The organism is Novosphingobium sp. FW305-C-30-35, from assembly GCF_058783135.1.
The window spans coordinates 25,667-33,683 of record NZ_JBYSYJ010000006.1; the positions used below are offsets into that span (position 1 = coordinate 25,667).

Here is an 8,017-nt window from a genome sequence, read left to right on the forward strand (position 1 = left end):
ATGCCACTTGGGGAATGTATGGTAAATTCGCTAGACCTTTGTCGATAGCGCGCTAAACCGGCCGCGATACCGGATGTTCAAATCCGGACACATCGACCCGTCATGTTTGGGAGAGGCACTGTCGCCATGCGTCTGACCACCGTCCTTCTGTCCACCGCCGCCGCGCCCGCGCTGCTGTTCGCCGCCACCGCACCGGCCCAAGCCTCCACCGGTCAGACGTCTACCGATCAGGCCGCCACCGATCAGGCCAGCCCCGTCACCGCCAACGCCGCCGTCGCCGGACAGGCCGATACCACGGCGGCACAAGCCGACGCGAACGACGTCGGCGCGGGCGACATCGTCGTCACCGCCACCCGCCGTTCCGAACGCCTGTCGGAAGTGCCGATCTCGATCAACGCGGTCAGCCAGGCCGCGCTCCAGAATTCCGGCGCCACCGACATCCGCCAGATGGCGCAGCTCGCCCCCTCGCTCAACGTCTCCTCGACCGGGTCGGAGGCGAACGCCTCGGCGCGCGTGCGCGGCATCGGTACGGTCGGCGACAACCCCGGCCTCGAAAGCTCGGTCGCGGTGTTCATCGACGGCGTCTACCGCAGCCGCACCGGCTCGGGCCTCAACGACCTGGGCGAGGTCGACCGGATCGAGGTGCTGCGCGGGCCGCAGGGCACGCTGTCGGGGCGCAATTCGTCCGCCGGCGCGATCAACGTCTACACCAAGGCGCCGTCGTTCGACTTCGGCGGCTATGCCGAGGGCAGCTACGGCAATTTCGACGCCTGGCGCGCCGCCGGCGCGCTGACCGGGCCGATCATCAAGGACCTGCTCGCCTTCCGCATCGACGGCGTCTACGCCAAGCGCGACGGCTTCATGCGCGATGTCGTCAACAATACCGACTATAACGATCGCAACCGCTGGTTCGTGCGCGGGCAGCTGCTGCTCGAACCCTCGTCGGACTTCTCGCTGCGGCTGATCGGCGACTACACCTTCCGCGACGAAAAGTGCTGCGGCGCGGTCTATGTCGACACGCGCGAGAAGATCGATCCCACCCCCGGCGTCGCGGGCGATTACGCCATCAACCCCAACGGCAACCGCATCGTCGACGTGATCAATTCGATCGCGGCGCTGCGCGGCTATCCGGCCGGCTCCGCCTTCCCCAGCGGCAACGATCCATACAGCCGCCGCATCGCCTTCTCCCCGGGGAAGGCCTATTCGAACGTGACCAAGGATTACGGCGGGTCGGCGCAGATCGACTGGAACCTGGGCGGCGCCTCGCTCACCTCGATCACCGCCTATCGCGAATACAAGTCGGCGGGCGCCAGCGACATCGACTATAACGTCCTCGACATCGGCGATCGCCCGGCGGACGGCAACAACTACCGCCAGTTCCACACCTTCACGCAGGAAGTGCGCCTCAACGGCGAGGCATTCGGCGACCGGCTCAACTGGCTGGTCGGCGGCTTCTTCTCGAACGAGGATCTGGAGGTCGTCGACAATCTGAAGTTCGGCAGCGACTATGGCGCCTTCGCCGCGTGCCGCATCGTCGCGACGATCAATCCCACCGCCGCCCTGCGCAACCCGGCCGGGCCGGGATGCCTCGGCACCACGCCGCTTGCCGCGCTGGGCGGTGCGACCGGGCGCCAGGCGATTGGTGCCGGTCTGGGCGCGGCGGCGGGGGTGATCCTTCCCGCGATCGACCTTCTGGGCACGCTCAACAACCTGGGCACGACCCGCGACGTCTACCGCCAGAACAGCAAGAGCTTCGCGCTGTTCACGCACAACATCGTCAAGCTGACCGACAATCTGTCGTTCACCGCCGGCCTGCGCTGGACGCAGGAGCGCAAGCGGTTCGACGCGACGTTCGGCAACAACAATACCGTCTGCCCGCAGATCCAGGGGCTGCTGGGCGCCGGCCCGGCGGGCAATCTGTTCAACAACGCACAGCTTGCCGCGCTGACCCGCGGGATCGCGACGCTGGCGTGCACCGGCAATTCGTCGTCGGCGCTGAACGGCCGCACGCTGGCGGACAATTTCAAGGAAGACCAGCTGACCGGCACCGCGGTGCTGTCGTGGAAGCCGGTCGACCGCGTGATGACCTACGCCAGCTATTCGCGCGGGTACAAGGCGGGCGGCTACAACCTCGACCGGTCGGACCTGGGCGATGCCTATAACCCCGCGACGATCGGCAATGCCACCGGCGGGCGGCTGCGCTTCGACCCGGAAACCGTCAACGCCTATGAAATCGGGCTGAAATATTCCAGCCGTCCGTTCACGTTCAACATCGCGGGCTTCCGGTCGGAGTTCAAGAATTTCCAGCTGAACACCTTCAACGGCACCAATTACGTGGTCGAGAACATCGGCTCGTGCTCGAACGACCTGAACGGCGCCGATCGCGACAACAGCGCGGCGACCGGGGCGTGCACCGGCAACGTCAAATATGGCGTCGTCAGCCAAGGCGTCGAGGTGGAGGCCGGCTTCTACCCCGCGCGCAACTTGGCGGTGAACCTGGGCTATACCTTCGCCGACACCAAATACCGCCGCAACCTGGTCGGCTCGGATGCGGGCGCCCCGCTCGACCCCGCGCTGTTCCTGCTGTCGGGGTCGCAAATGTCGAACGCGCCGCGCAACGTCATCACCTCCTCGGTCGCCTGGACGCCGGACATCGGCAGCGACGGCATGTCGGCGCTATTCTACGTCGATCAGCGGACCGCGTCGGACTACAACACCGGCTCCGACCTGTTCGTAGAAAAGATGCAGGACGGCTTCACCGTGGTGAATGCGCGCGTCGGCCTGCGCGGGCGCGACGAACGCTGGGCGGTCGAACTGTGGGCGCAGAACCTGCTCGACACCAACTATACGCAGGTCGCGTTCAACTCGCCCTTCCAGGGGGCGGGCAGCCAGCAGCAGGTGCAGGCGTTCGGCGGCACCGGCAACCAGCTGTTCTCGGCGTTCCTCGCCGAACCGCGCACCTATGGCGTGACGCTGCGCACGCGCTTCTGATTCACACCTTTGCACCCATGGCGGGCCGGTCGGCGCATCCTGGCGCCGGCCGGCCCGTTCGTTTCGTCGGTTTCCGCGCGCATCCTACCCGTTCCGGTGGGAAAGCGCCGCGACGATGGTTGACCCGTTAACCGTTTTCGCGGCTTCCTCCGGCCAAGCGACCGTCCGAGTCGGTCGCGTCTGGCCCGTGGGGGGCGCAACGGCGATGAACGGCGAAGCGGTAATCCGGTTGGTGTCCGAACAGATGGAGCGCATCCTGTGGACCGCGCGCAGCGCGGGCGGCACGCTCATCATCTCGCGCGGTCACGATCCCGATACGATCCGCCAGTTGCTCGACCAGGGGCTGATCCGCGAACGCCTCGGCCACCTCGTCCTCACGCCCAAGGGCACCCAGCAACGCCGCGCCTGCGCGCCCTTCTGACGGCGTCATACCATCACCGTCATGCCGGACTTGATCCGGCATCCATGTCTGCCCGAACGCACAGGCCGTTGTTGTCCCCGCACCATGGCCCCCGGCCTTGGCCGGGGTGACGGACGCAGGAGGCAAGGAAACCGACTCTCGCAACGTTCTGCCGAAGGCCGGGATCGTAAGGTTCATCACGTTCCGCCCCGTCGCCCCGGATATACTCAAAACCTTCGCGAACCTCCCCACGTCATGCCGGACTTGTTCCGGCATCCACGGCACGGCATGATCCCAGACCGCCGATCGTGCGGCACGGTGGATGCCGGCTATAGGACGGTGCACGCCATTTCCGCTCGCGTGAGACCGCGCTGACCCGGCGGTGGATGGTGGCGGCCGACTGCCGAGGCTTGGTGAACGCCATGCCCTCGATCAATTCCACCACCTCGCGCGCGACCTTCCGCTCGCCCGCGTCCGATCGCGTCTTGAAGGACAGTCCGGCAGGGCCGGCATCGCGGAAGCAGGCGAGCCAGCGCCGCGCGGTGCGGATCGGGATGCCGGCCTCGCGCGCGGCGCGCGCCAGCGGCACGCCGTCGTCGAGGTGGACTCGGAGGAAGGCCAGCCGGTTCGCCACCTTGTCGTCCGCGTCGGTCATCGGATCGCTCCTCGCGCTCGTGTCCGAAAGAGGGTCGTTCAGCGTACAGGCCGGACCCACCCCGGGCGGGCCACAATCCCGGGCTGGGCCGAGTCTCACAAGACTGGTACTATATCTTTTGCATTGATGGGGCCACTATCGTTACAGATCGACTCCATGACCCACACTATGATCGGCTACGCCCGGTGCTCGACTGACAAGCAGGACCTGGCTGCCCAAAAAGGCATCCTCGCCGAAATGGGTATCGCCGCCGATCGCATATACACCGACCACGGCTTCACCGGATCGAACCGGCTGAGGCCGGGACTCGACCAGGCACTGGCGGCCGTGAGGGCCGGCGACACGTTCGTGGTGCCCAAGCTCGACCGGCTGGCCCGCTCGGTCCCCGATGCCCGCGCCATCGCCGACGCGCTCGCCGCGCGCGGGGTGAAGCTGCAGCTCGGGTCCAGCGTCCACGATCCGACCGATCCGATGGGCAAGATGTTCTTCAACATCCTCGCTACCTTCGCCGAGTTCGAGGCAGACCTGATCCGCATGCGCACCCGCGAAGGCATGGCGGTCGCACGGGCCAAGGGTAAGCTCCGGGGCAAGAAGCCCAAGCTGTCCGATCGGCAGCAGCGCGAGCTTCGGCGAATGTACGTTACCTATGAAGTGCTCACGAATGGCCTGCTGCCTGACACCCTTCAGGGCCTGGACGATTTGCTGGCCCGACGACCGGGGCAGGTCGCGACATGGCTATCCTGGATGCGCAATGCGCCACAATCGCCGGCAGCGCGCAACATCCTGCGCCTGATCGAACGGCTCGCCTATATCCGCGCGCTGGGCCTCGATCGCGCCCGTGCCGACATGATCCCGGCTTTGACTTTTGACAGGCTGGCGGACGAAGGCAGCCGCATCACACCCCAGCACCTTGGCGAACTCAATGCCCTGCGCCGCCATGCGACGCTGGCGGCAACCGGCATCCGGCTTGAGGAAAGCCTGACCGACGCCACCCTGACGATGTTCGACAAGCTGTTGGGCAGCATGGCGCGCCGCGCCGAGAACCGGACCCGCGACAAAGCCCTCAAGACGGTGCGCGAGTTGCAAGGCCACCTCCGGACGCTCACGGGGTCTTGCCGCCTCCTCATCGACGCGCGCAGCAAGGGCGTGGATTCTCTGGCGCAGATCGAGGCGCTGGACTGGCAGCACTTCGCCGTGGCCGTCGAGCAGGCCGAAGTGCTCGGGCGACCGGAAACCGTCGATCGCACCGCCGAATTGATCGAGCGGCATCGGACGGTGAAGCTCTTTGTCGGCGCTTTTCTCAACGCCTTCGAGTTTCGCGGCGCCGGCGCGGTTCAGGGGCTCCTGTCAGCGCTGGCCATCATCGCGGAGCTATATCGGACCGGCAAACGGCGCTTGCCTGATCGCGTGCCGCTACGCTTTGTGCCGCCCGCATGGCGCCCGTTCGTCCTGCGGGATGGCATCGTTGATCGTGCCGCTTATGAACTATGCGCCTTGTCGCAACTACGCGAGCGGTTGCGAGCCGGGGATATATGGGTCGCGGGAAGCCGGCAGTTTCGCGATTTCGACAGCTATCTCATACCGCCGGCGACCTTTGCGGCGCTGCGCGAGAAGGGGCCGTTGCCGCTCGCCATCGAAACGGATTTCGAGCGCCATATCGAGGAACGGCGCACCAGGCTCGACACGGCGATCGAGCAGGTAACGGTCCTTGCACGGCAAGGGGAGCTGCCCCAGGTTAAGCTTGACGAAAACGGTCTCATCATCTCGCCGCTGAAGGCGGCAACACCGCCCGCCACCGAGATTGCCCGTCGCGCCGCCTATGATCGACTGCCGCGCGTGAAGATCACCGATCTTCTGCTGGAGGTCGATGCCTGGACCGGGTTCAGCGAATGCTTCATCCATCGTCGTTCGGGCCGGGAAGCCGACGATCGCAATGCGCTGCTCACGGTCATCCTCGCCGATGGCATCAATCTCGGCCTCACACGCATGGCGGAAACCTGCCGGGGCGCAAGTCTGCGTCAGCTCGCCCATCTTCACGACTGGCACATCAGCGAAGCCGCCTATGGCGAAGCGTTGGGAAGGCTGATCGACGCCCATCGCGCCATGCCGCTCGCCGCGCTGTGGGGAGACGGCACCACTTCGTCGAGCGACGGACAGCAATTTCATGCCGGGGGCCGTGGGGCCGCGATCGGCGACATCAACGCGCGCAGCGGCAACGAACCAGGCGTTGCCTTCTACACCCATGTCTCGGATCGATATGACCCCTTCGCAAGTCGGGTGATCGCGGCGACCGCTGGCGAAGCGCCCTATGTGCTGGATGGCTTGCTGTATCACCAGACCGGCCTGACGATCGAGGAGCACTACACCGATACGGGCGGGGCATCGGACCATGTGTTCGGCCTCATGCCCTTCTTCGGCTACCGCTTCGCGCCGCGCCTGCGCGACATCAAGGAGCGTCGTTTACACCTCCTTCCCGGCCAAGAATCCGGCCCCTTGCTTGCCGGCATGACGGCCGAACCGATCGCATTGGGTCATGTCGCGGCGCATTGGGACGAACTGCTGCGGTTCGCCACGTCGATCCGCACCGGCACCGTCACTGCTTCGGCGATGCTGCGCCGCTTGTCCGCCTATCCGCGACAGAACGGACTGGCCCTCGCACTACGCGAGCTGGGCCGCCTCGAACGCTCGATTTTCATGCTCGACTGGCTGCGCGACATCGACCTGCGCCGGCGCACCCAGGCGGGCCTCAACAAAGGCGAAGCCCGCAACGCGCTCGCCCGCGCGCTCTTCTTCAACCAGCTCGGCGAACTGCGCGATCGTCGGTTCGAGAACCAGACCTATCGCGCCTCCGGCCTCAACCTGCTCGTCGCCGCCATCATCTTGTGGAACACTCGCTATCTCGAAATGGCGCTGGCGGACATCGGCACAGCCGACGAAATCGCACGCCACATCGCGCCATTGGGCTGGGAGCATATCTCGCTGACCGGTGACTATAGCTGGAATGTTGAAGATCAACCCGATCCGGACGCCTTGCGACCGCTGCGCGCCGTCAACTCCCTACTTGCCGCGTGACGTTCGCTATCCGTTCGCCCTTTCCGTGCAGATACGTCACTTTCGTGTAGTCACCCCCTGACGCCCGCCGGTTGAGCAGGGTAGGTGAAACCACGAAGATCTAGGCTTTGAAAACGGCGGCCAGGGAAGCCCGTAGAGCGCCGTGAACGCTCCATCCCCATGCCTCTCTCACCCGACGCCTAAAAAGAGGCTGAGCGGGCCGGAAATCGCGTCAGTAGCAACGTTTCCACCTGTCCTGCCCTCTCGATTGGATCACTACCCTATCCGCTTGGCTTTTCTGGAAAGCCATTTGGACGGTTGGTCTTGGTGATGTGCTGGCTGTTGGGGCAGAACGGTGGAGCTGGTGCCAAGCCATAGGAAACGTGCCGGCGAAGCCGGCTCATTATGGGGATGCCGGGTGGGAGGATCGCTTTAGCGATCCGGGGCGGCCGAAGGCCGCGAGCCGGCGGGGCGAAGCCCCAAGAGGCGGTGCTTTCTTCTCTGTCCTATCGGTGCAGCAGGAGCGAGTTATCCACAGGTCGGCTACCCCAAAACTCACCGTTCCCCTTCAGATTCAAATATTCTTCTTAGATTCAAGATTCAGGGGTGCGCAAACCCGCACAAAACCAAGGAAAATGGCCTCGAAAAGTGAGTGTTGGGGTCGAGTCGCGTGAGTTTTGGGGTAGCCGAAAGTGAGCTTTGGGGTCGGTTAAGGTGAGTGTTGGGGCAGAGTCGGGTGAGCTTTGGGGTATGCCCGATCGCGACGGTGAGTTTTGGGGTATCCCTCTCTCTGAACGGCGAGCCGGAAGATTTGCATAACTCACCGCTCGTCATTAGGGTGAGCGGGTGGAAAGAGTCTCCTCACCGTTGGAAGTGATCGCATGACGCAAGCTGCCTTGGCCGAAACTGCTCGAACGTTG

Annotated in this window: 3 protein-coding genes and 2 pseudogenes; 4 read left to right on the top strand and 1 reads right to left on the bottom strand. The window is 65.1% G+C overall.

Features of this window, described 5'->3' with window-relative positions; translation table 11 throughout:
* Positions 1-126 precede the first annotated feature (126 nt).
* Both AC3WLM_RS22190 and AC3WLM_RS22195 read left to right on the top strand, forming a co-directional pair.
* A complete protein-coding gene (locus AC3WLM_RS22190) occupies positions 127-2,991 on the top strand; it encodes a TonB-dependent receptor (RefSeq protein ID WP_474747002.1) in 2,865 nt (954 codons plus the stop codon).
* A 205-nt stretch (positions 2,992-3,196) separates the two neighbouring features.
* Positions 3,197-3,412: a hypothetical protein gene (locus tag AC3WLM_RS22195; protein WP_066486308.1), complete on the top strand. Its 216-nt coding sequence runs from the start codon at positions 3,197-3,199 to the stop codon at positions 3,410-3,412.
* A gap of 232 nt (positions 3,413-3,644) precedes the next feature.
* On the opposite strand, the gene AC3WLM_RS22200 is transcribed toward AC3WLM_RS22195, so the two are convergent.
* Positions 3,645-4,046, bottom strand: coding sequence for a helix-turn-helix domain-containing protein (locus AC3WLM_RS22200; RefSeq protein ID WP_492478773.1), 402 nt, complete (start codon positions 4,044-4,046; stop codon positions 3,645-3,647).
* Between the two features lie 168 nt (positions 4,047-4,214).
* Between AC3WLM_RS22200 and AC3WLM_RS22205 the strand changes: the two are divergent.
* Positions 4,215-4,613, top strand: a pseudogene (locus AC3WLM_RS22205) (recombinase family protein); the annotation flags it as partial.
* Between the two features lie 81 nt (positions 4,614-4,694).
* Positions 4,695-7,118, top strand: a pseudogene (locus tag AC3WLM_RS22210) (Tn3 family transposase); the annotation flags it as partial.
* Between the last annotated feature and the right edge of the window lie 899 nt (positions 7,119-8,017).

Excerpts from the sequence above, each read along its gene's own strand:
- AC3WLM_RS22190 (WP_474747002.1), top strand. The coding sequence starts at position 127 with ATGCGTCTGACCACCGTCCTTCTGTCCACCGCCGCCGCGCCCGCGCTG.
- AC3WLM_RS22195 (WP_066486308.1), top strand. The coding sequence starts at position 3,197 with ATGAACGGCGAAGCGGTAATCCGGTTGGTGTCCGAACAGATGGAGCGC.
- AC3WLM_RS22200 (WP_492478773.1), bottom strand. The coding sequence starts at position 4,046 with ATGACCGACGCGGACGACAAGGTGGCGAACCGGCTGGCCTTCCTCCGA.